The sequence below is a fragment of the Cupriavidus sp. MPR-AND1C genome (assembly GCF_058809705.1).
Window position 1 is genome coordinate 40,277 of record NZ_JBXASU010000036.1, and the last position, 23,018, is coordinate 63,294.

General features: G+C 62.1%; 17 protein-coding genes. 12 read left to right on the forward strand and 5 right to left on the reverse strand.

Annotated elements, in window-relative coordinates:
* The first annotated feature begins 202 nt into the window (after positions 1 to 202).
* Both AC1RWI_RS19890 and AC1RWI_RS19895 read left to right on the forward strand, forming a co-directional pair.
* Positions 203 to 640 (forward strand): PaaI family thioesterase, encoded by a 438-nt coding sequence (locus tag AC1RWI_RS19890; protein WP_492868202.1) that lies wholly within the window; start codon positions 203 to 205, stop codon positions 638 to 640.
* A gap of 64 nt (positions 641 to 704) precedes the next feature.
* Complete coding sequence (locus tag AC1RWI_RS19895) at positions 705 to 1,091, forward strand: VOC family protein (protein WP_492868204.1); 387 nt, start codon at positions 705 to 707, stop codon at positions 1,089 to 1,091.
* A gap of 196 nt (positions 1,092 to 1,287) precedes the next feature.
* Here AC1RWI_RS19895 and AC1RWI_RS19900 read toward each other — a convergent pair whose 3' ends face one another.
* The 5 genes from AC1RWI_RS19900 to rpmH all read right to left on the reverse strand — a co-directional run bounded on the left by AC1RWI_RS19900 (position 1,288) and on the right by rpmH (position 4,391).
* Positions 1,288 to 1,524: a type II toxin-antitoxin system ParD family antitoxin gene (locus AC1RWI_RS19900; RefSeq protein ID WP_492868206.1), complete on the reverse strand. Its 237-nt coding sequence runs from the start codon at positions 1,522 to 1,524 to the stop codon at positions 1,288 to 1,290.
* 161 nt (positions 1,525 to 1,685) lie between these two features.
* The gene (gene yidC, locus AC1RWI_RS19905) at positions 1,686 to 3,356 is read right to left on the reverse strand and encodes a membrane protein insertase YidC (protein ID WP_492868208.1); all 1,671 of its coding nucleotides are present in this window, start codon (positions 3,354 to 3,356) and stop codon (positions 1,686 to 1,688) included.
* 22 nt (positions 3,357 to 3,378) lie between these two features.
* Positions 3,379 to 3,663, reverse strand: coding sequence for a membrane protein insertion efficiency factor YidD (gene yidD, locus AC1RWI_RS19910; protein WP_082054956.1), 285 nt, complete (start codon positions 3,661 to 3,663; stop codon positions 3,379 to 3,381).
* Positions 3,664 to 3,676: 13 nt separating this feature from the next.
* Complete coding sequence (gene rnpA / locus AC1RWI_RS19915) at positions 3,677 to 4,138, reverse strand: ribonuclease P protein component (protein WP_150985330.1); 462 nt, start codon at positions 4,136 to 4,138, stop codon at positions 3,677 to 3,679.
* 118 nt (positions 4,139 to 4,256) lie between these two features.
* Positions 4,257 to 4,391, reverse strand: coding sequence for a 50S ribosomal protein L34 (gene rpmH / locus AC1RWI_RS19920; protein ID WP_017229861.1), 135 nt, complete (start codon positions 4,389 to 4,391; stop codon positions 4,257 to 4,259).
* 1,025 nt (positions 4,392 to 5,416) lie between these two features.
* Between rpmH and dnaA the strand changes: the two genes are divergently transcribed.
* From dnaA to AC1RWI_RS19970, 10 genes are all read left to right on the forward strand, one after another.
* A complete protein-coding gene (dnaA, locus tag AC1RWI_RS19925; RefSeq protein ID WP_492868210.1) occupies positions 5,417 to 7,204 on the forward strand; it encodes a chromosomal replication initiator protein DnaA in 1,788 nt (595 codons plus the stop codon).
* Between the two features lie 467 nt (positions 7,205 to 7,671).
* The gene (dnaN, locus tag AC1RWI_RS19930; protein WP_043342590.1) at positions 7,672 to 8,796 is read left to right on the forward strand and encodes a DNA polymerase III subunit beta; all 1,125 of its coding nucleotides are present in this window, start codon (positions 7,672 to 7,674) and stop codon (positions 8,794 to 8,796) included.
* Positions 8,797 to 9,023: 227 nt separating this feature from the next.
* Positions 9,024 to 11,561, forward strand: coding sequence for a DNA topoisomerase (ATP-hydrolyzing) subunit B (gene gyrB, locus AC1RWI_RS19935; protein WP_492868212.1), 2,538 nt, complete (start codon positions 9,024 to 9,026; stop codon positions 11,559 to 11,561).
* Positions 11,562 to 12,061: 500 nt separating this feature from the next.
* A complete protein-coding gene (locus tag AC1RWI_RS19940) occupies positions 12,062 to 12,277 on the forward strand; it encodes a hypothetical protein (protein ID WP_492868214.1) in 216 nt (71 codons plus the stop codon).
* A gap of 70 nt (positions 12,278 to 12,347) precedes the next feature.
* Positions 12,348 to 13,070: a hypothetical protein gene (locus AC1RWI_RS19945; protein ID WP_492868216.1), complete on the forward strand. Its 723-nt coding sequence runs from the start codon at positions 12,348 to 12,350 to the stop codon at positions 13,068 to 13,070.
* Complete coding sequence (locus tag AC1RWI_RS19950) at positions 13,060 to 13,623, forward strand: DUF1788 domain-containing protein (RefSeq protein WP_492868218.1); 564 nt, start codon at positions 13,060 to 13,062, stop codon at positions 13,621 to 13,623. The genes AC1RWI_RS19945 and AC1RWI_RS19950 overlap by 11 nt, the downstream gene beginning before the upstream one ends.
* A 34-nt stretch (positions 13,624 to 13,657) precedes the next feature.
* Positions 13,658 to 17,119: a BREX system P-loop protein BrxC gene (gene brxC, locus AC1RWI_RS19955; RefSeq protein ID WP_492868220.1), complete on the forward strand. Its 3,462-nt coding sequence runs from the start codon at positions 13,658 to 13,660 to the stop codon at positions 17,117 to 17,119.
* Positions 17,120 to 17,198: 79 nt separating this feature from the next.
* Positions 17,199 to 20,585 (forward strand): Eco57I restriction-modification methylase domain-containing protein, encoded by a 3,387-nt coding sequence (locus tag AC1RWI_RS19960; RefSeq protein WP_492868222.1) that lies wholly within the window; start codon positions 17,199 to 17,201, stop codon positions 20,583 to 20,585.
* Positions 20,582 to 21,706 carry a hypothetical protein gene (locus tag AC1RWI_RS19965; protein ID WP_492868224.1) on the forward strand — a complete coding sequence of 375 codons (1,125 nt, stop codon included), beginning with the start codon at positions 20,582 to 20,584 and terminating at the stop codon, positions 21,704 to 21,706. Before AC1RWI_RS19960 ends, AC1RWI_RS19965 begins: the two co-directional genes overlap by 4 nt.
* Positions 21,703 to 23,016, forward strand: coding sequence for a hypothetical protein (locus AC1RWI_RS19970; RefSeq protein WP_492868226.1), 1,314 nt, complete (start codon positions 21,703 to 21,705; stop codon positions 23,014 to 23,016). Before AC1RWI_RS19965 ends, AC1RWI_RS19970 begins: the two co-directional genes overlap by 4 nt.
* Positions 23,017 to 23,018 lie beyond the last annotated feature (2 nt).

The following is a 23,018-nucleotide window of genomic DNA, read 5'->3' on the forward strand; positions in this document are numbered from 1 at the left end:
CGCAGGCCGGCTTCAGGGCATGTTTCCGGGCACGATTCAGGGCACGTTCTAGGGCACGTCTAACCAGTGTAGGCGATTGTGCCGGTTGCGCCGCACTCCATTGACAGCCTGCGCGCTTCGGGTTGCAATGCGTGCAGGCAACGCCAGCCGGCCAGCCATCACAAGGCCGTACCCGATCACCACCAGTGCGAGGAGCAGCGCCATGTCCACCGAACAAGAACGCCTTTTGCTGCGCGACACCATCGAGGCCGGCTTTCGCCAGGCTGCCTTTGTCGCCGACGTAGGCATCCGGCTGGTGGATTGCGGGCCAGGCTGGTGCGAGAGCGAACTGCTGGTCACGCCCCGCCACCTGCAGCATGGCGGCATCGTCCATGCAGGCGTGCAAGCCACCATCGCCGAGCACACCGCCGGCGCGGCTGCCAGCACCATGCTCGACACCGGGCGCCATGTGGTCACCGCCGAATTCAAGATCAACCTGCTGCGCGCCGCCCGCAGCGATCGCCTCACCTGCCGCGCCGACGTATTGAAATCCGGCCGCTCCATCATTGTGGTGGAGGCCGATGTCTTCGCCAGCGTGCACGGCGAGGCGGTTCTGGTCAGCCGCTTCAACGCCACCATGAGCGTGCTCGACCTGGCCTGAGCCAACACTGGGCCAACACATAGCCAACGCCGGACTACAAAAACACCCTAGGAGAAACTGCAAGATGATCGATCACACAGGTGTTGTCGTCAGCGATTTCGCCAAGAGCCGGGCCTTTTACACCGCGGCGCTGGCCGCGCTCGGCTTCATCAAGAACATGGAGCTTCCCGCCAGCGTGACCGGCCACACCGACGTGGCCGGCTTCGGCCCGCCCGAGAAGCCCGAGTTCTGGATCAGCAACGGCACGCCCAACCAGCCACCGCTGCATATCGCCTTTCGCGCGGACTCGCGCTCGCAGGTGGATGCCTACTACCAGGCCGCGCTGGCGGCCGGCGGCCGGGACAACGGCGCACCGGGTTTGCGCCCGCACTATCACCCGAATTACTACGGCGCCTTTGTGCTGGACCCGGACGGCCACAATATCGAAGCGGTGTGCCACGGGCCTGAGTGATACGGGGGCGCCTGCGCCAGCTACATCGTGCCGCACCGCATGGCCAGCTACGCCGCAACGATGCTCAAGCTGCCGCTGGCGGGACTGGCGATGGTGCGGGAGACAGCGGGCAAGCGGCTGGATTGACGAGACGGTCCGATGGTTGCGGCGGTCACTTACCGTCTGGCAAGCGCTCTCGCGACGACAGACCTGGCCCTCATCCCCGAGCGCTGCGCACCCGCGCTCGCAGGGCGTCGAAGTAGTCGCTATCGACCGGCGCAGTCGGCGCCGAATCGGCACCCGCCAATAACAGGCCGCGCAGGTGCTGGCGATCCTGATCCTTGCGGATCAGCTCGCGCACGTACTCGCTGCTGGAGCCGTAGCCGCGCTGGTTGACTTGCTCATCGACAAAGGCCTTGAGCGTGTCAGGCAGAGAGATATTCATTGTGCTCATGGTTTCATGTTAGCGCCACCTGGCGAAGCACGCTGCGGAAAAGCAAAATCCCCCGCAAGCCGGAACTTGCGGGGGATTTCAGTGAGGCCGCCATTGACGCTTTGAGCGACCTCATGTGCCAAGCCGGCGCGGGTTTGCCACCCGCCGGCCCAACTTCAACTTCAGCTCTTGGCCACCACGGCGGTCTTCGCCTTGTTCTTGCCAAGCATCCGGTTGATCTGCCATTGCTGCGCGATCGACAAGACGTTGTTGGTGACCCAGTACATCACCAGGCCAGCCGGGAAGAAGAAGAACATGAACGAGAACACCAGCGGCATGATCATCATGACCTTGGCCTGCACGGGGTCCGGCGGGGTCGGGTTCAGCTTGGTCTGCACGAACATCGACACGGCCATCAGCACCGGCAGGATGTAGAACGGATCCGGCACCGACAGGTCATGGATCCAGCCCAGCCAAGGCGCACCGCGCATTTCCACCGACGACAGCAGCACCCAGTACAGCGCAATGAACACCGGGATCTGGATCACGATGGGCAGGCAGCCGCCCAGCGGGTTGACCTTCTCGGTGCGGTACAGCGCCATCATCTCCTGGTTCATCTTCTGCGGATCGCCCTTGTGGCGCTCGCGCATCGCGGTCATGCGGGGCTGCAGGTCCTTCATCTTGCCCATGGACTTGTAGCTAGCCGCGGACAGCGGGAAGAACACCAGCTTGATCAGCACGGTCAGCCCGATGATCGACCAGCCCCAGTTGCCCAGCAAGCCGTGGATCTTCTCCAGCAGCCAGAACAGCGGCTTGGCCAGGATGGTCAGCCATCCGTAGTCCTTCACCAGTTCCAGGCCCGGGGTGATCTTCTCGAGCATGCGCTCTTCCTGCGGGCCGGCGAACAGGCGCGCATCGGTGGATACCGTGGCGCCCGGGGCGATGGCGCCCAGCGGCTGCTGCACGCCCACGCGGAACAGGTTGTTGTCGATCTTCTCGACGTAGAAGCTGTGCTCCTTGCCCGATTGCGGAATCCACGCCGAGGCAAAGTAATGCTGCACCATCGCCACCCAGCCGCTGCTACCGGCCGCGGGGACCGAAGCCTTGCCCTTGCCGATGTCGTCGAAGGTGATCTTGTGGTACTTGTCGGCGTCGGTGTAGATGGCCGGGCCGGTGAAGGTGCTATAGAACTGCGACTGCTCGACCTTGCTGCCGTCGCGCGTCAGTTCCATGTACAGCGTCGGCGAGATCGGCTTGCCGCTGTCGTTGGTCACGGCAAATTTCGTGTCGACAACGTAGCTGCCCTTGTGGAAGGTGTAGGTCTTGTCCAGCTTGACCCCGTCCTTCTCCGCCGTCAGCGTCACCGACACCTTGTCCGAGCCAGCCAGGTCGCGCGGGCCCGCCGAAGCGGTAAACACCGTGGTGTGGTTGGGCAGGTCGCCACCGATCAGGCCGGAACGGGCCATGTAGGTGCGGGTCTGGTCACGCTCGAACAGCACGACCGGCTTGCCGTCGTGGTCTTTGTGGTTCAGCAGTTCCAGGCGCGTCAGGATGCCGCCGGCGGTATCGATCTGGGCACGCATCACGTCGGTGCTGACCACGATCTTCTCGCCGCTCGGCTGGGCCGCGGCGACCGGCACGGACGCCGCAGCGCCCGCGGCGGTGCCGGCTGTTGCATTGGCCTTGGGCACGTCGCCTTGCGGGGCCGAAGCGCCGCCTGCGGTTGCCGGAGCCTGCTGCGTCGCGCTCGGGAAGAACATCGACTGGTGACCGTTGGCGCGCTGCCAGTTGTCGTAGAGCAGCACGAGGGCCATCGAGAAGATGACCCAGAGTATGGTGCGTTTGATATCCATGTCTCGCTGTGGTCGGGGGAAATCAGGGGCGGGGTAGCCGGATCGTGACTGGATGGCCAGTCGCGGGGCGAGCCCGGTCTTGCTTTGTTGCCGATGCCGGTGGCACCGGATCATACCCGCCATCCGTGAACGGATGGCAACGGCATAGCCGGCAAGCGGCCAGCCAGCTGCCGCGCCCTGCGCCATGGCACAGGATCGCTTCGCGGGCGTAATCGGAACAGGTGGGCAGGAAGCGGCACTGCGAGCCAAAAAACGGGCTCAGGGCGATCTTGTAGATGCGCAGCAGGGCAAGCAGGATTCGCTTCATGGCAGCGGGCCGGTCAGGCAGGAGCGCCCGAAGGCGGGACTTCAGTGGGCGCAGCCTCGGCGGACTTTGGCGGCGACACCCCGGAAGGGGCAGCAGGGCGCGGGGCCAGCGGCTTCACCGCCACCTCGAACAAGCCGGTCAGCTCGGCCAGGCACACCCGGCGTATCGCGGTGCGGCTGGCAAACTCCGCGCGCGGAAACTTGGCCTGCAGGCGCAGCAACACATCGCGGCCCGCGAGTTTGTCCTGCCGCTGGCGGAACAGTTCCCGCACCATGCGCTTGACCAGGTTGCGCTCGGCGGCACGCGCGGCGAACTTCTTGCCAACCACCACGCCCAGGCGGGCTTGCGGCAGGCCGTTCTCGCCCACGTACAGCACGAAATGCTGGCTGCGTCGGCGCGGACGCAATGCAAAAACGGATGAAAACTCATCCGTTTTTGTGAGCCTCGCGGCTTTAGGGTAGGCAAAGGTAGTCACGCTAGGCAAAGCGAGCGGAAAAGCTGTGCTTGGCTGCTGGCTACCGGCCGTCCAAAAGGCGAGGCGAGTGGCCAAGGCGGCGCAAGCTGCTGCACCGCCGTGGCCGGTCGCCAGGCCCTTAGACTGCCAGGCGCTTGCGGCCCTTGGCGCGACGCGCGTTGATGACGGAGCGGCCGCCGCGGGTCTTCATGCGCACGCGGAAACCATGGGTACGCTTGCGGCGGGTAACGGAAGGTTGGTATGTACGTTTCATGTTGCACTCTCTGGTTGATCTGGGCTCGCCCGGCTTCCGGCGTTAAGCCGGGCGCCGCCGCGTATGGTTCGCATGGGGCTGCCGCGGTTTGCGGTGTTGCCGACTGCTGTGGTGATCTTGCTGCCGGCCGTGTATCTCGCGAATCGATGGCACCGACGAATCGGACATCGACGCCGCGCGACGCAGTTGTGGGAGGGAATCTTGCCGGAGCGGACGCGTAAAGCCGTAAACCAGCCCAACCCATCCGATCCAACCCCATCAGCCTGCCCGGCCCGCTGCCTGTTCCGGCCAATCCAGCTGTTTCCAGCGCGTTTCAGCTTAGTCAAATACCAAGGATACGCACCGGTTTTGCACGGAACAGGTCAGACCCGGCGATGCGCATACGTGATCCCCTGCGGCATCGCAGAACCCGCCATTTAACTGAGTTTCGCGCGGCGTGTCAAGACTGCAGATGGTTTAGAGCCTTGTGAAGCACCCCTGCCTCAAAAACATGCAACAGGCCGTTGTATTTCATTGTCCACAATCGCCAGTGGGTAAGTTTTTTTCTTCGGGGGTGCCACCCGGGGTTGCCCAAGGTGAGCGAAGTCACTGTTTCGACTGGGTTTTCCCGTGTTTTGGCTACCCGGAAACCCGCGCCAGAACTAGGGTTGCGCACAACAATCCACTGCTTTTTCACAACTTATCCACAGACTTATCCTTTGTGGATAACTTGGGGTGGGGGGTACAATTCGGGTCCAAACACCACACGGGCTGCGTGGCGCAAGCGCAACCCGGGCAACACCCCTGGCATGCCGGACAACGGACGCGCAACGGGCAAGCGGCGATTTAGTCGCCTCGCTCGTCAGCGGCTCCCGCTTGTCGCGTCGATCACCATGGGGCCCGGGCTGCGGGGTCATTTGCGGATCGCTTGGCGATCGCGTTCAGGTTGCATGGACTAACGGCAAGGATGCCTCACACCGATCCTTGCCTGTCGTCTATTCGGCCGGGCTGTCCATGCACCGTGGCGAACACCGAACAACAAAACAATGCAAGATTTCTGGCAGGCAGCAGCCGCGCAACTCGAGCGCGAACTGACGCCGCAACAGTTCAAGACCTGGATCAAGCCGTTGGCGCCCGTGGGCTTCGACGAGCAAGCGCATGCGCTGCGCATCGCCGCGCCCAACCGCTTCAAGCTCGACTGGGTAAAGAGCCAGTTTTCCGGCCGCATCACCGCGCTCGCCTGCGAATACTGGGAAGCCAACGTCAGCGTTCACTTTGTCCTGGACCCCGCCGCCTCGGGCCGGGCTGCCGCCGGCTATCCGCAGCAGGCCGGCCAGCCGGGCCAGCCCGGCATGCCTGCGCAGCACGCCGGCCCCGGCTATCCGTCCGGCCAGCCGCTGTCGCAGAACTTCGGCCAGCCCGGTATGCAGCCGGGCCAGGGCGGCCAGGGCTACGGCCCCATGAGCCAGGCCGGCGGCCAGCGTGGCGGGCAAGCGCCCTACCCTGGCAATGGCGCCAATGGCAGCAATGGCGGCAACTATCCCGGCAGCGCCAACCAAGGCAACATGGGCGGCATGGGTGGCGAGATCGTCGACATCGACGTGCCGCAGCTCGACCCGGCCGAAGCCAGCGCCCGCTCCTACCGCGTGCAGCCGTCGCAGCAGCCCATGCAGGGCGGCCACCCCGGTAACCAGGGCGGCCAACAGGGGCATCAGGGGCATCCGGGCCACCAAGGGCACCCGGGCCAACAAAGCCACCAAGGCCACCCCGGCAACCAGCATGGCGGCCAGCAGCAGAACGACTCGGTGCACGAGCGCTCGCGCCTGAACCACATCCTTACCTTCGACAACTTCGTCACCGGTAAGGCCAACCAGCTCGCGCGCGCCGCCGCCATCCAGGTGGCCAACAACCCCGGCAAATCCTACAACCCGCTCTATCTGTATGGCGGCGTAGGCCTGGGCAAGACCCACTTGATCCACGCCATCGGCAACTTCATGCTGCTGGAGAACCCGCGCGCGCGCATCCGCTACATCCACGCCGAGCAATACGTCTCCGACGTGGTCAAGGCCTACCAGCGCAAGGCGTTCGACGAGTTCAAGCGCTACTACCACTCGCTCGACCTGCTGCTGATCGACGATATTCAATTCTTCTCCGGCAAGAACCGCACGCAGGAAGAGTTCTTCTACGCCTTCGAAGCCCTGATCGCCAACCGGGCGCAGGTGATTATCACCAGCGATACCTACCCCAAGGAAATCAGCGGCATCGACGATCGCCTGATCTCGCGCTTCGACTCCGGCCTCACGGTCGCCATCGAGCCGCCCGAGCTGGAGATGCGCGTCGCCATCCTGATGAAGAAGGCCGCCGCCGAGAACGTCAGCGTGCCCGAGGAAGTCGCCTTCTTCGTCGCCAAGCATTTGCGCTCCAACGTGCGCGAGCTCGAAGGCGCGCTGCGCAAGATCCTCGCCTTCTCCAACTTCCACGGCAAGGACATCACCATCGATGTCACCCGTGAAGCACTGAAGGACCTGCTGACGGTGCAGAACCGCCAGATCTCTGTCGAGAACATCCAGAAGACCTGCGCGGATTTCTACAACATCAAGGTCGCGGACATGTACAGCAAGAAGCGGCCCGCCAATATCGCGCGGCCCCGCCAGATTGCCATGTACCTGGCCAAGGAACTCACGCAGAAAAGCCTGCCGGAAATCGGCGAGCTGTTCGGCGGGCGCGATCACACCACCGTGCTGCACGCGGTGCGCAAGATCGCCGACGAGCGCAGCAAGGACGCGCAGCTCAACCACGAGCTGCACGTGCTGGAACAGACGCTCAAGGGCTGAGCGCGAGCGTGGCATCGCAGTGAAACAGCAATGAAACAGCAGTGAAGCAGCATTTGCCAGCCCCGTCACGCGGGGCTGGCATACTGTAGGGTACGCGCCGGGCAGGATCCGGCGCATGAATCAATCGGAAAGCAACACCGGGGCATTGCGGAACATTGCCATGAAAACGGCCTGGGCTAAGGCTTTGCGGTGAGTCGGGACGAGCGGGCGGAGGGGGCGGCCAGCGACAACAGTCGCCAGCCACCGAAGAAGTCTGAATTTGTGTCGCTTTGCGCACAATTTCACCCTCCGATCGCGCTTCTCCCGCTTCACCGCAGCGGCTTATCCTTGGTACAATGGCGAATAACTTGTTGATTCCAAAGCGTTTTGGAAGCGTTTTCGGAGCGTTTTCGGAAACTTCGCAGCAAGTTAGCGCCAGACAATACGCACCCGCGGTCGCTTACTACAAACGACGAAGGATAAATTCAATGCAATTGGTCAAAACCTCGCGAGACAATCTGCTGCGTCCGCTGCAAATCGTGAGCGGCATCGTGGAGCGCCGCCACACACTCCCGATCCTGGCCAACCTGCTGATTCGCAAGTCCGGGTCCAACGTATCCTTCCTCTCGACCGACATCGAGATCCAGATCACCACGCACGCCGAATGCGGCGTAGGCAGCGACACCGTGGCCACCACCGTGGCCGCCCGCAAGCTGCTCGACATCCTGCGCGCCATGCCCGACGGCGAAGTCGCCCTGTCGCTCAACGACAAGCGCATGACCGTGCAGTCCGGCAAGAGCCGCTTCGCGCTGCAGACCCTGGCCGCCGAAGAATTCCCCACGGTAGCCGAAGCCAGCGAGTTCGGCGCCTCCGTCAGCCTGCCGCAAAAGACCTTCAAGCACCTGCTCGCCATGGTTCACTTCGCCATGGCCCAGCAAGACATCCGCTACTACCTCAACGGCATGCTGCTGGTGGTGGACGGCAAGAAGGTCATGGCAGTCGCCACCGACGGCCACCGCCTGGCCTACTGCGGCGTGGAACTGGACGGCGAAGCCACCAGCGGCGAAGGCGCACCGTCGCGCCAGGAAGTGATCATCCCGCGCAAGACCATTCTCGAGCTGCAGCGCCTGCTGGAAGACAACGACGATCCCGTGCAAGTGCAACTGGCCGCCAACCAGGTCAAGTTCACCTTCGCCAACATCGAGCTGATCTCCAAGCTGGTCGAAGGCAAGTTCCCGGACTTCCAGCGCGTGATCCCCAAGGGCTACAAGAACGCCTTCGCCATCGATCGCGTCAAGCTGCAGCAAGCCCTGCAACGCACCGCCATCCTGACCACCGACAAGTTCAAGGGCGTGCGCTGCATCCTGGATACGCACGTGCTCAAGATCAGCTCCACCAACGCCGACCAGGAAGAAGCGCAGGAAGAGCTCGAACTCGACTACTCGGGCGACGCGCTCGACATCGGGTTCAACGTCACCTATTTGCTGGACGTGCTCGCCAACCTCAAGAGCGAGCAAGTCCAGGTCAGCCTCGGCGACTCCAATTCGAGCGCGCTGATCACCGTGCCGGAAGACGACAACTTCAAGTACGTCGTCATGCCGATGCGCATTTGATGAGCCGGTAACAAGGACCACAAGATACGCAAAACCGGAGCATCTAACGGCACACCACGGCTTGCGCAGCCGCCCCAAGGGCGCCGCGCAAGACCCGCCGCACCAGGGGCCGGATCGTCGAGATCCGCCCCTTTTGCCGTTTTTATGTAACCCGCTATGCGGCCCGATCCGGGCGCGCCCATCCGGGCGTGACGAGAGATCGCCGCATTCGCCGTGAGTAAGAGAACATGACCGAAGAGCAACAACCGCAATCGCAACCGCAACAGCAAGACAGCTACGGCGCAGGCTCGATCCAGATCCTGGAAGGCCTGGAGGCGGTGCGCAAGCGTCCGGGCATGTACATCGGCGACACGTCCGACGGCACCGGCCTGCACCACCTCGTATTTGAAGTGCTGGACAACTCCATCGACGAAGCCCTGGCCGGCTGGTGCACGGAAATCACCGTCACCATCCACAGCGACAACTCGATCTCCATCACCGACAACGGCCGCGGCATTCCCCCGCTCGTCAAGTTTGACGACAAGCACGAACCCAAGCGCAGCGCGGCCGAAATCGCCATGACCGAGCTGCACGCCGGCGGCAAGTTCAACCAGAACAGCTACAAGGTCTCCGGCGGCCTGCACGGCGTGGGCGTGTCCTGCGTCAACGCCCTCTCCAAGTGGCTGCGCCTGACCGTGCGCCGCGACGGCCAGGCCCACCTGCTCGAGTTCGCCCAAGGCGCCGTGCAGAACCGCCTGGTGGAAACCGTGACCGGCCCCGACGGCCAGCCGGTGGAAGTCTCGCCGATGAAGATCCTCGGCCCCACCGACAAGCGCGGCACCGAAGTCCACTTCCTCGCCGACGAAGAAATCTTCACCAACGTCGAGTTCCACTACGAGATCCTGGCCAAGCGCATCCGCGAGCTCTCGTTCCTGAACAACGGCGTGCACATCCGCCTGGCCGACCAACGCACCGGCAAGGAAGAAGACTTCGCCTTCTCCGGCGGCGTCAGAGGCTTCGTTGAATACATCAACAAAGGCAAGAGCACCCTGCACCCCAACATCTTCTACGCCAACACCGAAAAAGACGGTATCGCCGTAGAAGTGTCCATGCAGTGGAACGACGGCTACAACGAACAAGTACTCTGCTTCACCAACAACATCCCGCAGCGTGACGGCGGCACCCACTTGACCGGGTTGCGCGCCGCCATGACGCGCGTGATGAACAAGTACATCGAAGAAAACGAGATCGCCAAAAAGGCCAAGGTGGAAACCACCGGCGACGACATGCGCGAAGGCCTCGCCTGCGTGCTCTCCGTCAAGGTGCCCGAGCCCAAGTTCAGCTCGCAGACCAAGGACAAGCTCGTCTCCTCCGAAGTGCGCCTGCCCGTGGAAGAACTCGTCGCCAAGGCACTCGGCGACTTCCTGCTGGAAACCCCGGTAGACGCCAAGATCATCTGCGGCAAGATCGTCGACGCCGCCCGCGCCCGCGAAGCCGCCCGCAAGGCCCGCGAAATGACCCGCCGCAAAGGCGTGCTCGACGGCATGGGCCTGCCCGGCAAGCTCGCCGACTGCCAGGAAAAAGACCCTGCCCAGTCCGAACTCTTCCTGGTGGAGGGTGACTCCGCAGGCGGCTCCGCCAAGCAAGGCCGCGACCGTAAGTTCCAGGCCATCCTGCCCCTCAAGGGCAAGATCCTGAACGTGGAACGCGCCCGCTTCGACAAGATGCTCTCCAGCCAGGAAGTGCTCACGTTGATTACGGCGCTTGGCACCGGCATCGGCAAGGACGACTACAACCTCGACAAGCTGCGCTACCACCGCATCATCATCATGACCGACGCGGACGTGGACGGCTCCCACATCCGCACGCTGCTGCTCACGTTCTTCTACCGCCAGATGCCCGACATCATCGAGCGCGGCCACGTGTATATCGCCCAACCGCCGCTGTACAAGATCAAGCACGGCAAGGAAGAGCGCTATATCAAGGATGACAACGAGCTCAACGCCTACCTGCTGCGCCTGGCCATGGAAAAGGCCGCCCTGGTCAACCCCGACGGCAGCGAAGTCGCCGGCGACGCCCTGACCGAACTGGCCCGCCAGTACCAGCTGGCCGAAGCCGTGATCGGCCGCCTGGCCCGCATCGTGGACAGCGACGCCCTGCGCGCCATTGCCGACGGTATCGAACTGGACCTGGACAGCGCCGCCGCCGCCGAAGCCTCAGCCACCGCGCTCAAGGCCAAGCTGTCGGAAATGCACGCCAAGACCCTGCTGGGCGCCGCCGTCAATGACGACGGCACCGCAGATGTCTACGCACAGTTTGATGAGAAGACGGACAAGCACCGCCTGATGATCGCCCGCCGGCATCACGGCAACGTGCGCCTGTCTCACCTGGACGCGGACTTTGTCCACGGCGCGGATTACGCTGCGCTGTCGCTGGCCGCCAAGACCTTCCAGGGCCTGATTGCGGAAGGCACCAAGGTGCGCCGTGGCGAGGGCGAGAAGCTGCGCGACCAGACGGTGAATGACTTCCATGCTGCTATGCAGTGGTTGTTGGGTGAGGCTGAGCGTGGGGTTTCTCGTCAGCGGTACAAGGGGCTGGGGGAGATGAATCCTGAGCAGCTGTTTGAGACTACGCTTGACGTTACTCAGCGCCGTTTGCTGAAGGTGCAGATTGAGGATGCTATTGCGGCCGATCAGATTTTTACTACGCTGATGGGGGATGAGGTTGAGCCGCGTAGGAATTTTATTGAGAGTAATGCGTTGGTGGCTCGGAATATTGATGTCTAAAACCGACGTACAGGCGTAGGGCGCCAGAGTAATTGCGACTGGCGCCAAAGTTTTGCGACTGGGGAACGTTAGTAATTGCGACTGGCCTAGACACGCGTAACGACGCGGGCGAATATCTACCATATGGACGAGAGTTCGATTCCCGAATGCGCCACCACTACACAAGCCCCAACCGTTCGCGGTTGGGGTTTTTTCTTGCCTGCTCGCGCCAGTTCCCGCGTACTCGTGCGGGCTATGGCCCTTGAGGTTCAGGAGAGTCCACGGCACGGTACTGAGCTATGTGCGTCACTTCCTGGAGCCGCGCCTGGGAACTGAACAGCCCGTCATCATGACCTTCAATCCGTGGTGGTTCCGCGCCGCATCATGGGCTGACACTCTGGCCCGCCGTGCGCGGGCTTTTTCTGAGCAGGTTTTCCGCAAACGTCGTGCCGCGGCGGTTTGCCATGCTACGATAGCATATTGCTAGCAAACCGCTAGCGTTTTGCTGGTGGGAAAACACAATGGCCGTTGTCAAATCTCAAGTGGTGAGTGTCAGGGTGGAGCCGCACATCAAGGCGGCACTGCAGTCGGCTGCCGAGCGGGAGATGCGTAGTCTGGCGAACATGGTGGAAGTGATGGTGGTGGCTTACTGCCGCATGCAAGGCTATCCGCTTGATGGCGTTCCCGTAGATGCGTTACCCAACGCCATGACGCAGCGAGAGCCGCATCGTGACTGAGTCGCGCGAGCCGCTTCTCTCCCAATTGGGGTTCCGATTTGGCATTAATGGTCCGCATGCCGCTCGGACTATGATGCTGGACGACCTGTGCGCGCTCCTGGCACATACTCCACCGCATGCCACGCGTTCGGATTATGTTGCTGCGGTGATCGACGACAATGTACTGGGCAAGCCCACTCGCAAGGCGCGAGAACTCGCGCTGCGCCACCTTGCGATGCTGTACGCGTTGGATCCCGTCAATCCTATTTTTCGTGCACTGCGCCGACTATGGCCGTTGGAGGAAGCCGCGCAACCGCTGCTTGCCCTGGCCGTTGCCCTGGCACGTGACCCGCTGCTGCGTGCTACTCAGTCGTTCGTTCTGGCGCAATCCCCAGGGGCTGCTGTCACGCGCGAGGCTGTAGAGGACTTCCTCCGCGTCAGCCACCCGGACCGCTTCAGCCCCGCATCGCTGAAATCCTTCGCACAGAACGTCGCCGGCACTTGGACCGCCGCCGGCCTGCTGCATGGGCGCGTGCGCAAGCTGCGAGCCGTGCCTCAGCGGCACCCTGAATCCATCGCGCTGCTGTTGTTCCTGGGCTACCTTGAAGGCCGTACTGGCCAGCGGCTTTTCTCGTCCGAGTGGATGGCCTTGCTGGGGTGCTCAGCAGATGAGATGGGCGCACTTGCAAACTCGGCGTCTCATCGTGGGCTGCTCGTTTTTATGAACGCAGGTGGCGTGAAGGAAGTCCGCTTTCCTGGTTACCTCACCCCCGAAGAAGAACAGATTCGTCAGGAGGCTTCGCATGTCGTCTAAGGTCGCCAAACTGGTATCCGCCTACCGCCAACACCTCACGGTGCCCTGGCAGGCAGGACTCGCGGCCATCCAGCGCGTCATCTTCGCGGTCTACGACAAGACCGACGAGTTGCGCCTGCGTGCCAATGTCGGCGAGTTCGAGCTCGCTACGCAGCAGGCCGGCAAGCAATGGTTGCTGTTGGATGTGACGAACGCCTTTCCCGAATGGATGGCGGCGCAGGAATACCGCGACGCCTACTTCGAGTCACCCGAGGACTTGGCGGGCTACCTAACCGGCGAACTTACTGAATTCGTGGCAGACCTCAACACCAAGCTGAAGGCCCGCATCGCCGCCGAAGCCGGGCCCGATACCGTAGTGGCATTGTTGGGGGTTGGCACTATTTTCGGTTTGGCGCGCGTTTCGTCAGTGGTCGAAGGTATCAAAGAAGCCGTCCGGGGACGGCTTTTGGTGTTCTTCCCCGGTGAGCACCATCCCGAGAACCACACCTATCGTCTGCTGGATGCTCGCGACGGCTGGAACTACCTCGCGGTACCGCTCTTCGCCCAAGACTGAGAATCTGATACCAAGAACAAGATTAAGGACCGCCATGCTGAATAGGGACATTTACAACAAGCCCCCGAAGGAAAACCGCCTCGTTAACAACGGCGTTGCTGAAGTCTCCGAAGACCACTCCGATGCTGCCCAAGCCATCCTGCGCTACGAGCTGGAGACCTTCGTCTGCGACGGCCAGTACGAGAAAGGTCTGGAGACCATCCTCGACAAATTCCTGCTCAATCTGGATGCGGGTAGCGAACAGCCAGGCGTCTGGATTTCCGGCTTTTACGGCAGTGGTAAATCGCACCTAGCTAAGATGCTGCGTACGCTCTGGACCGACTATCAGTTCGCTGACGGCGCCACTGCCCGCAGTCTGGCCAAGCTACCTACTGGTGTATTTGAGCATCTGAAGGAACTCAGCACTCAGGGCAAACGCTATGGAGCCTTGCACGCGGCAGCAGGCAAGCTCGGCGCTGGTGCTGGCGACAAAGTGCGGCTAGCCTTGCTCGGCATCGTATTCAAGTCCAAGGGACTGCCGGAGCAATACAACCAGGCACAGCTTGTCCTGTGGATGCAGCGCGAGGGTATTCTGCCCACGGTGGAAGCCGAACTCCACGCGGCTGGTCGCTCGCTGCCGCAGGAGTTACCGCACATGTACGTGTCCGGCCACCTAGCCAAGGCGCTGCTAAAGGCCCGGCCTGACCTTGCCCACACCGAGGCCGACGCCCGCAAGCTGCTCAAGGAACAGTTTCCTCAGGTCACCGATGTCACCAGCGAACAGATGACCACCGCGATTGCCGATGCCCTGTCGGTAGATGGTAAGTTTCCGTTGACTCTGGTTGTCCTGGACGAGGTGCAGCAATATATCGGGGCCGATGCCGAGAAGGCGTTCCAAGTGCAGGAGGTCACTGAGACCCTGTCCAAGCACTTCAATGGCAAGCTGCTCTTCGTTGGCACCGGGCAGTCGGCGCTCTCCGGCATGCCCAATTTGCAGCGGCTGATGGGCCGTTTCCCGGTGCAGGTGATGCTCGGCGATTGGGACGTTGAGAACGTCACTCGCCAAATCATTCTTGCCAAGAAGCCTACCGCCCAGCCCGAGGTGGAGCATGTCTGGCGCGCCAATTTGGGCGAAATTTCGCGTCACCTGCGCGGCACCAAGCTCGAGCACGTCACCGACGACGAAGACGTGATGACCTCGGACTACCCCCTGCTGCCCGTGCGCCGCCGCTTCTGGGAACGAGTGCTGCGCACCATCGACACTACTGGTACCGTGTCCCAGCTGCGTAGTCAATTGCGTGTGGTGCATGAGGCCGTGCTGGCCACCGCAGATGCGCCGCTGGGCCACGTGGTTTCGGGTGACTTCCTCTACGACCAGATTGCCGCCAACCTCGTCTCCACCGCCCAGCTGCCCAAAGAAGTGTTCGAGAACGTCCAGCGCTTCGCCGTTGGCGATGCCAATAGCCAACTCAAGGCTAGGCTGCTCAAACTCATCTATCTGGTTAACAAGCTGCCCGCCGATGCCGCGCTCGACATCGGCCTCAAAGCAACCGAAGATGCATTGGCCGACCTGTTGGTAACTGACCTAGCCGCTGGCTCTGCGGAGTTGCGCAAGAAACTGCCCGAATTGCTGCATGAGCTGCAGAACAAGGACCGCCTCATCATGGCCTTGGTTGGCGGTAGCGGCACTGAGTACCGCCCACAGACTCGCGAATCCAGCGCTTGGTACGACGAGTTCCGTGCACAGGACGCCGAACTGAAAGCCGCGCCACAGCGTCTGGAGCAAAAGCGTGCCGACCTGCTGAAGGCCCGCTTTGGGGAGGTGCTGAAGAAAGTGCGTGTAGTGCAGGGCAAGGACAACGTTGAGCGTCGCCTCACACCCACCTACGGCGAGGCCCTGCCCAAGGACAACACCCAGAACCTCTACCTTTGGATGCAGGACGGCTGGCAGGCCGAGGAGAAGTCCATCGTCGCAGAGGCCAAGTCCAAGCCTGCCGACAACCCGACGCTCTTTGCCTTCCTGCCTGCGCAGCACAAAACTGAACTTACCAACGCCATCGTGGCGCTGGAAGCGGCCCGCACCACGCTGCAGAGAAAGGGCAGCCCATCTACCGAGGAGGGGCGCGATGCACAGCGTTCAATGGAGAGTCGCCAGCGCACCGCCGAGAAGGAGCTTACCGAGCTGCTGGACCAGCTCTTTGGTGGAGTGCGCGTATTCCAGGCCGGCGGGCAAGAGGCGTTAGATGGCAACGACTTGGCCGACCGCATCAACCGCGCGGCCAAGGCTTCCGCTATTCGTCTATACAGCCAGTTCGACGCTGCCGACCATGACCAATGGAGCAAGGTGCTCGACGAGGCGCGCAAGGGCAGCCTTGAGGCCCTCAAGGCCGTGGGCCACAGCCAGGAAGCCGACAAGCACCTTGTGTGCCAAAAGCTGCTTAACTTCATCGGTCCCGGCAAGAAGGGCGCGGAGATTCGAGACAATTTCGAGGCCCCGCCTTATGGCTGGCCGCGCGATGCCATCGATGGCGCGCTATACGCCTTGCTGGCGGCTGGCCACCTCAAAGCCAGCGATACGACTTCCAAGCCGGTCGATGCCAAGAGCCTTGACCGCGCCAAGCTGACGCAGACGACTTTTCAGCGTGAGAGCGTCAACATCACGCCACCGCAGCTTATCAAGATTCGCTCGCTGTTCAGTACGGTAGGCGTGCCGTGCCAGCCAAAGGAAGAGTTAGCCAAGGTACCTGCGCTGCTGGCCAAGCTACGTGATCAGGCAGCCAGGGCTGGCGGCTCCCCCCCCGCGCCAGAAACGCCCAAACTCGCGCTCGTTGAATCCATTGAAGGCCAATCAGGCAATGCGCAACTGCTGGCGCTCTTTGACGGCTTTGATGAAATCGTTGGCCTGTCCAAGTCCTGGACTCAAACAGCGGATGCTATCGCTAAGCGCCTTCCCATTTGGCGCCAGCTCACTGAACTGTTGCGCTACGCTAAAGGCCTGGGCCCATATGCTGCGCTGAAGGCTGAAGTGGATGCCATCGAAGCTCAGCGCAGTCTGCTGGCCGAGCCCGACTCGGTGCGCCCACTGCTGGACAAGGTTGTGGACCTATTGCGCCAAGCACTCAAGGCCAAGCTCGATGAGTTCCAGCGGACCTTTTTGCCGCACCTAGCTCAACTGCAGGCCGACGCCGACTGGGCCAAACTCACAGACGCTCAACGTACCGAGCTGACTCAGAACCACCACTTGGCCGCACCGATTGCAGTGACATTGGGCACGCCCGAGCAACTGCAGGACGCGCTCGACGAGTGTGACTTCGACCACTGGGTGGCGAAAACCCAAGCCTTGTCGAGCCGCTTTGAGGCGGCCCGGCATGCAGCTGTGCAACTGCTCAAGCCAAACGTTGTCCACGTGACCGTCCCGCGCCGAACCCTGAACGATGAGGCAGAACTGGCGGCCTGGCTGGCGGAGGTTGAGGCCTTGTTGACTGCGAAGCTCAAACTGGGGCCGGTGGCACTTTGAGACTCATAAAGCGGAAGGACGGGGCAACTGTTAACTGTTGCTCGGAACCCGCGTCACGTCGCAAATAAGACATAGACATATGCCGACACACAGCATCCATAGCCGACCGCTGGCCAAAACACTACGCACTCAGCTCGAGAATACCGTCAAGGCGGCCCGCGATATTGCGGAGAAGGGCGCTCGCGCCGTGCTGACCCAACTGGCGGTGGCGGAAGGCAAGGCGCCCGACTACCTGACTGACGAACTTAAGGCGCTGCGCCGCCGCCTGCGTGCCCACGGCCGCGCCCTGGGTGATATGAAGGCCACTGACGACACCGAAGGCGTTCAGCACCTGGTGTGGGAAGTGGCCTATGAGCATTGGCACCGCATGCTCTTCGCGCGCTTCCTGGCCGAAAGCGGCCTGCTGATGTGGGAGCCGGGTGCTCCGGTGTCGTTGGACGATTGCCGAGACATGGTGGACAACCACCCGGACATGGCGCTGGGCGCCAAGAGCAATTGGGAGCTGGCCGGCAAGCTAGCCGCCTGCATGCTGCCGCAGGTATTCAAGCCCCAGAACCCGGTGTTTGAGCTCGCCTTTGCGCCCGAGCATCAGCGGGAGCTGGAGCGTCTGCTAGCCACGCTGCCCACGGAGGTGTTCAAGGCCAGCGACAGCCTCGGCTGGGTTTACCAGTTCTGGCAGACAAAACGCAAGGACGAGGTAAACGCGACGGGCGACAAGATTGGCGCAGACGAACTGCCCGCAGTTACCCAACTCTTCACCGAGTCCTACATGGTGGACTTCCTGCTCCACAACTCGCTTGGCGCCTGGTGGGTGACGCGCCACCCGAACAAGACCTGCCCGGTGCCGCTGACCTATCTACGCACCCTGGGGGATGGCAAGCCCGCCGCCGGCAAGTTCGAAGGCTGGCCCGACCGTCTGGAAGACTTCAAGCTGCTCGACCCTTGCTGCGGCTCGGGCCATTTCCTGGTGGCAGCATTCCTGATGCTGGTGCCAATGCGCATGGAATCCGAGGGGCTGAGCGCCATGGACGCGGTGAACGCAGTGTTGGCCGACAACCTGCACGGTCTGGAGTTGGACGCCCGCTGCGTGGAAATCGCCGTCTTCGCACTTGCGCTTGCTGCCTGGCGCTTCCCAGATGAAAACGGTGACCCGCTGGGCGTTCGTGCGGGTATGTCTGCGCCGCAAGTGGCCTGCTGCGGCCTGAAGGTGGCAGCCAAGCCCGAGGACTGGACGGCACTGGTGCCGGATGACGCGCCCAACGCCGCCTACCTGCGGCAGGAACTAGCCTTGTTGCACGCTAGCTTCGCTCAGGCGCCCCTGCTGGGCAGCCTGTTGGATCCGGCGCGTAGCCTGAAGAACGACCTGGCCATGTCGAGCTTCGAGACCTTGCGCGAGTTGCTGGAGCGCGCGTTGGCTGCTGAGCAGCCAATGAGGCTATGGGGTCAGGCCGGCGAGTTGCAGGACGACTCCTGGGACTTGGCCCTGACTGCTCGGGGCTTACTGGACGCTGCTCGGCTCCTGGATTCTCGCTACGACTTGGTAGTAACCAACGTACCGTACCTTGTTAGAAATAGGCAGACCGAGTTCCTGAAGGCGTTCTGCAATGCGAATTTCTCTGATGCTAGACAAGACCTGGCAAATGTCTTCCTGGATAGATGCATTGAACTGACCGGTGCAGCGGGCGTTGTTCAATTGGTTATGCCTCAGAACTGGCTATTCCTTTCTAGCTTTAAGAAGCAACGCCAAAGTCACCTAACACAGCACACCATTCAATTGGTTGCACGACTAGGCGCTGGAGCATTCGAGACAGTAAGTGGTCAGGTAGTCAACGTAATTCTCTTGACAGAAAGCCGGCGGCCGCCGTCACCAGACCATGTGATGCGCGGTGTTGATGCGCGTGAAGAGGTGACGGCGATAGATAAGGCGAGAGCGCTCGTAGATTCGGATGTAGTGTCAACAAAACAAAAGCTACGACTGCATGGTGACCATGTAATCTCGTTCGAGAGTGATACCGGCCACAAGCAGCTTCGCGAGTACGCTGAAATTTATGAGGGTTCATCTCGAGGAGATTTTGAGAGATTCGATAGATTCTTCCATGAGCTGCAGGCAATAGATGGCTCAGTCTGGAGCTCCTTAGTGAATTCCCCAGATGAGACGGCTCTTTACTCGGGCCGGGAACTGGTAATTGAGTGGCGTAATGGTGAAGGTTCACTAGCTCAGAGCGGAGGCGCCCGGATTCGTGGTAAGAATGCGTGGGGGAAGAAATCCATCTTTGTCGCTCGAACTGGCGACTTCAGGGCAACTGTATGCAATGGGGAAATACATGCTCAGAATGGCGTTGCAATCATTCCGCGGCAGCACAAAGACCTCGCCGCTATTTGGTGCTTCGTTCGAGATGATGGATTTAGGGAGGCTATACGTCGAATCAACTCGAAGATAATTGTTCCATCTGGCGCAATATTCTCGGTTCCCTTTGACGCTGAGCACTGGAGAGATTTTGCGGCTCGGGAATTTCCTGCGGGTCTGCCGCGAGTCTTTTCGAATGACCCGACACAGATAATTTTCCACGGACACCCACAGCAGGCCACCGACCCGTTGCAGGTGGCAGTCGCTCGTCTTGCCGGCTACCGCTGGCCAGCCGAGACCGATGCGTCAATGGAATTGGCCGATGAGGCCCACACCTGGATTGCCCACTGTGAGAGTTTGGCCGAACACATCGACGATGACGGCATCCTCTGCCTGCCCTCGGTGCGCGGCGAGCCGCCCGCGCACGAGCGCTTGCTCAGGTTGCTGATTGCCGCCTGGGAAACGGTGCAGCCTGGTAGCTGGAAGCCAGCTGTTCTCGACAAGATGCTGGCCGATGCGGACTGCGCCAGCAAGGGCCTGGATGTCTGGCTGCGTGACAAGTTCTTCGAGCAACACGCCAAACGCTTTCACCACCGCCCCTTCATCTGGCACGTGTGGGACGGCCTAAAAGACGGCTTCGCTGCACTGGTGAACTACCATCAACTCGACGCCAAGAACCTGGAGCGTCTCATCCACACCTACCTGGGCGACTGGATACGCCAGCAGGAGGCCGGCGTGCGCGACCACCTGGACGGCGCCCCCCAGCGCTTGGCCGCCGCGCAGGACCTGCAACGTCGCCTCAAGCTCATCCAGGATGGTGAGTTCGACGGCAAGGTTGGCTACGACATCTTCGTGCGCTGGAAGCCGCTGGCCGAGCAGCCCATCGGCTGGAACCCTGACCTCAATGACGGGGTACGACTGAACATTCGGCCGTTCATGACTGCCGAGGTGCTGCGCCACAACAAGAAGCCCAAGCTGAACATCAGCTGGGACAAGGACCGCGGCAAAGATGTGGAAAGCGCGCCATGGTTCAAGGTGTTCGCGGCCGAGCGCATCAATGACCACCATTTGACGGTGGCCGAGAAGCGCGAGGCCCGTGAAAAAGCAGGGCGGGGTTGACCATGGGCTTCTGGCACACCGGATACATTGAGTTCCATCAGTCCACCGGGCTGGAGGATATCGACTATCGGCCGCCACCGCCCGCCCGCTACGTCTGCGAGCAATGCACACAGCACTTCGCAGACATCGAGGCGCTGCGCCGCCACCGGTTCGAACAGCATCCGCTGCGGCAGCCCTCGCTCTTGGTTCGTGGCCGTGCTGTGGGCCAGTTGCCTTTGAAAGTGATGACTCCGCTGAAGCCGGCGGAAGTTGTCGTCGAGGACGCCACGCACTGCCGGGTCAACGGTCAGGCGGTAGCATCGGCCTCGCTGGGCACGCACTTGGCGGCCATGACCCAGGAGTTCGTCGACATCGAACTGGGCAATGAAGGTGCCTCCTCGCACTGCGTGCTCGACTTCCGCATCGCTGACGAGGCGCATCTGCTAGGTGTCGAGAGTTCCTTCCTGCGCATGGCACGCGACCATGTGTTGACCATCGACGCGGTGGCTCGCTTCATCCAAGACTGTCGTGGCTTTGCCAGCGCCATGCCCTACTGCGACGGCATCTGTCAGTATCTTTACGGGGTGATGGCCAAGGAACGGGCTCCGAACAGCGGCTTGCGGTCGGAGCAATATACTGAGAAGTTCCTGCAGGCGGCGGACACCCTATCGGGATTCGACCGCCCACTAGCGCGTAGTGTGCGCGCGTTGGTGGCCTTTCATTTCAACCAATTCGACGACGTTGCGTTGTTGGCTCCCGAAGGCGCGCTGCGGCATGCCTCGGGCGCCTTCGCGGGCCTACTGCATGGCCTGCCCTGGCACTTCGAGCTGGCCTTCGTCCCGGCGCCCGCAGGTGCAGTAGAGCACCTTCTCACCGACCAGGACACGCTGCGTGTGCTGGCGGACGCAAGCCATGGTCTGGTCCAACTGAAGGCGCTCGCCGACGAACTGCAAGTCCACCTGCGCCGAGCCCCCTCGGGCTACGACCGCCTCAAGCGCGCTTTGCTGGCCGCTGAGGCGCTGGCTGCCCGTGACGATGCGACGTCGCATGCTCAGGCACGCAAGCTGGCCCGCGAGTGGGTCGGCCCCGCCGACACCAGCGCTTGGGCCCAGGCGCTGCTGGAGAGACTAGGAACACCATGAACACAGACCCCAACAAGCGACAGGTCCTTATTATCAACGCCAAGACAGGTGAGTCGAGGCTTTCCGAACCGGTGCCAGTGTGGGCTCCTCGCGCAACGGGCGAAATAGTATCCGCGCCGCCTATGGCTGCAGCCGACTCGGCTCCGATGCCTTTAGCTGATGTGTCGTCAGCGGTCGCTACGAGCCCGTCAGGCACCGTAGCCCCGGAAGGGGTGACTCAAGTCCCCGCGACTGCGCAGGCATCCTCGGAGACTGCGGCCGGTGCTGCCGCGCAGAAGGGCGACGGACCGCCTAAAGCCAAACCGGACATCGAAACGCTGGAGCAATTCATCGCGTACACGTATGCCCGCAAGGGTCAGCGTGTGGCGCTGAAACCGAAGGTCGAGCGGACCATCGCTGGAAGCCCGCGCCTAGACGAGGCGGCCACTTCCCGTCTGATGATGTTGGCCGACGTAGATGTTCTCTTGTCGGTGCCTCGTCAGTTGTTGCTCGTGAGCCGTGAGGTGGAGGGCTTCCCGGCGTTGCGTGGGGCGCTCACATCGTTCGTGAAAGAAGTGATGCTGCGGCACCCGGCTTTCGCTGCCGCTGGTGCGCAGGATGCGGTGCGCAACCTGCCCGAAGGACCATCAATGGCTGATGCCATGGCCATTGTGGCTGGGTACGAGCCTAGGAATGTAGAAGGCAAAGGCGGGCTGAAGCCCGCCGACTTGCAGGCACTACGCCGCAACGCCACGCACTTGCTGGCGACCTGGTTTGCATGTAGTCGGGGGGTGAACTTTGAGGGCCTGGCATCGTTGCTGCTGCACTCGCTCTGGGGCCCCGGCGCGCGCGAATTGGTCGACGACAACGCCCGTCTGCGTGCCCTGACCGAAGTAGAGCAGCCCGCTGGGGTCGGTCTGGTCTGCCAACGCTTCCGCCAACTCGCTTCCGAGGCGCGCTCGGCGCAGGAGCGCGCCGAGCGCGACGCGGATACGCTGCGCTCGCAGGTGTCGCAGCTCGAAAAGCAGCTTGAGCAAACCAACTTGGCGCTCGAAGCCCGTACTGCAGAGTTGGAGGCGCTACGCGCCAGCACCGCTGACGAGTTGGCCGAGCAGCGGAAGCTGCACGAAGCCGAGCGAATGCATCTTCGGCACGAGTTGGAGCAACTGCAGGGCAGACTCGTGCGTCGGCTCGACGATAGCATCGAGATGCTTGAAGTGGGGCTTACTGCGCTACGTAACAAAACGCCGCGTATCGAGGTCATGCTTGAGCGCGCTGAGCATGTGGTTGACGCCCTGCGTACCGAGAAAAACAACCTGAAGGAGGAATGAAG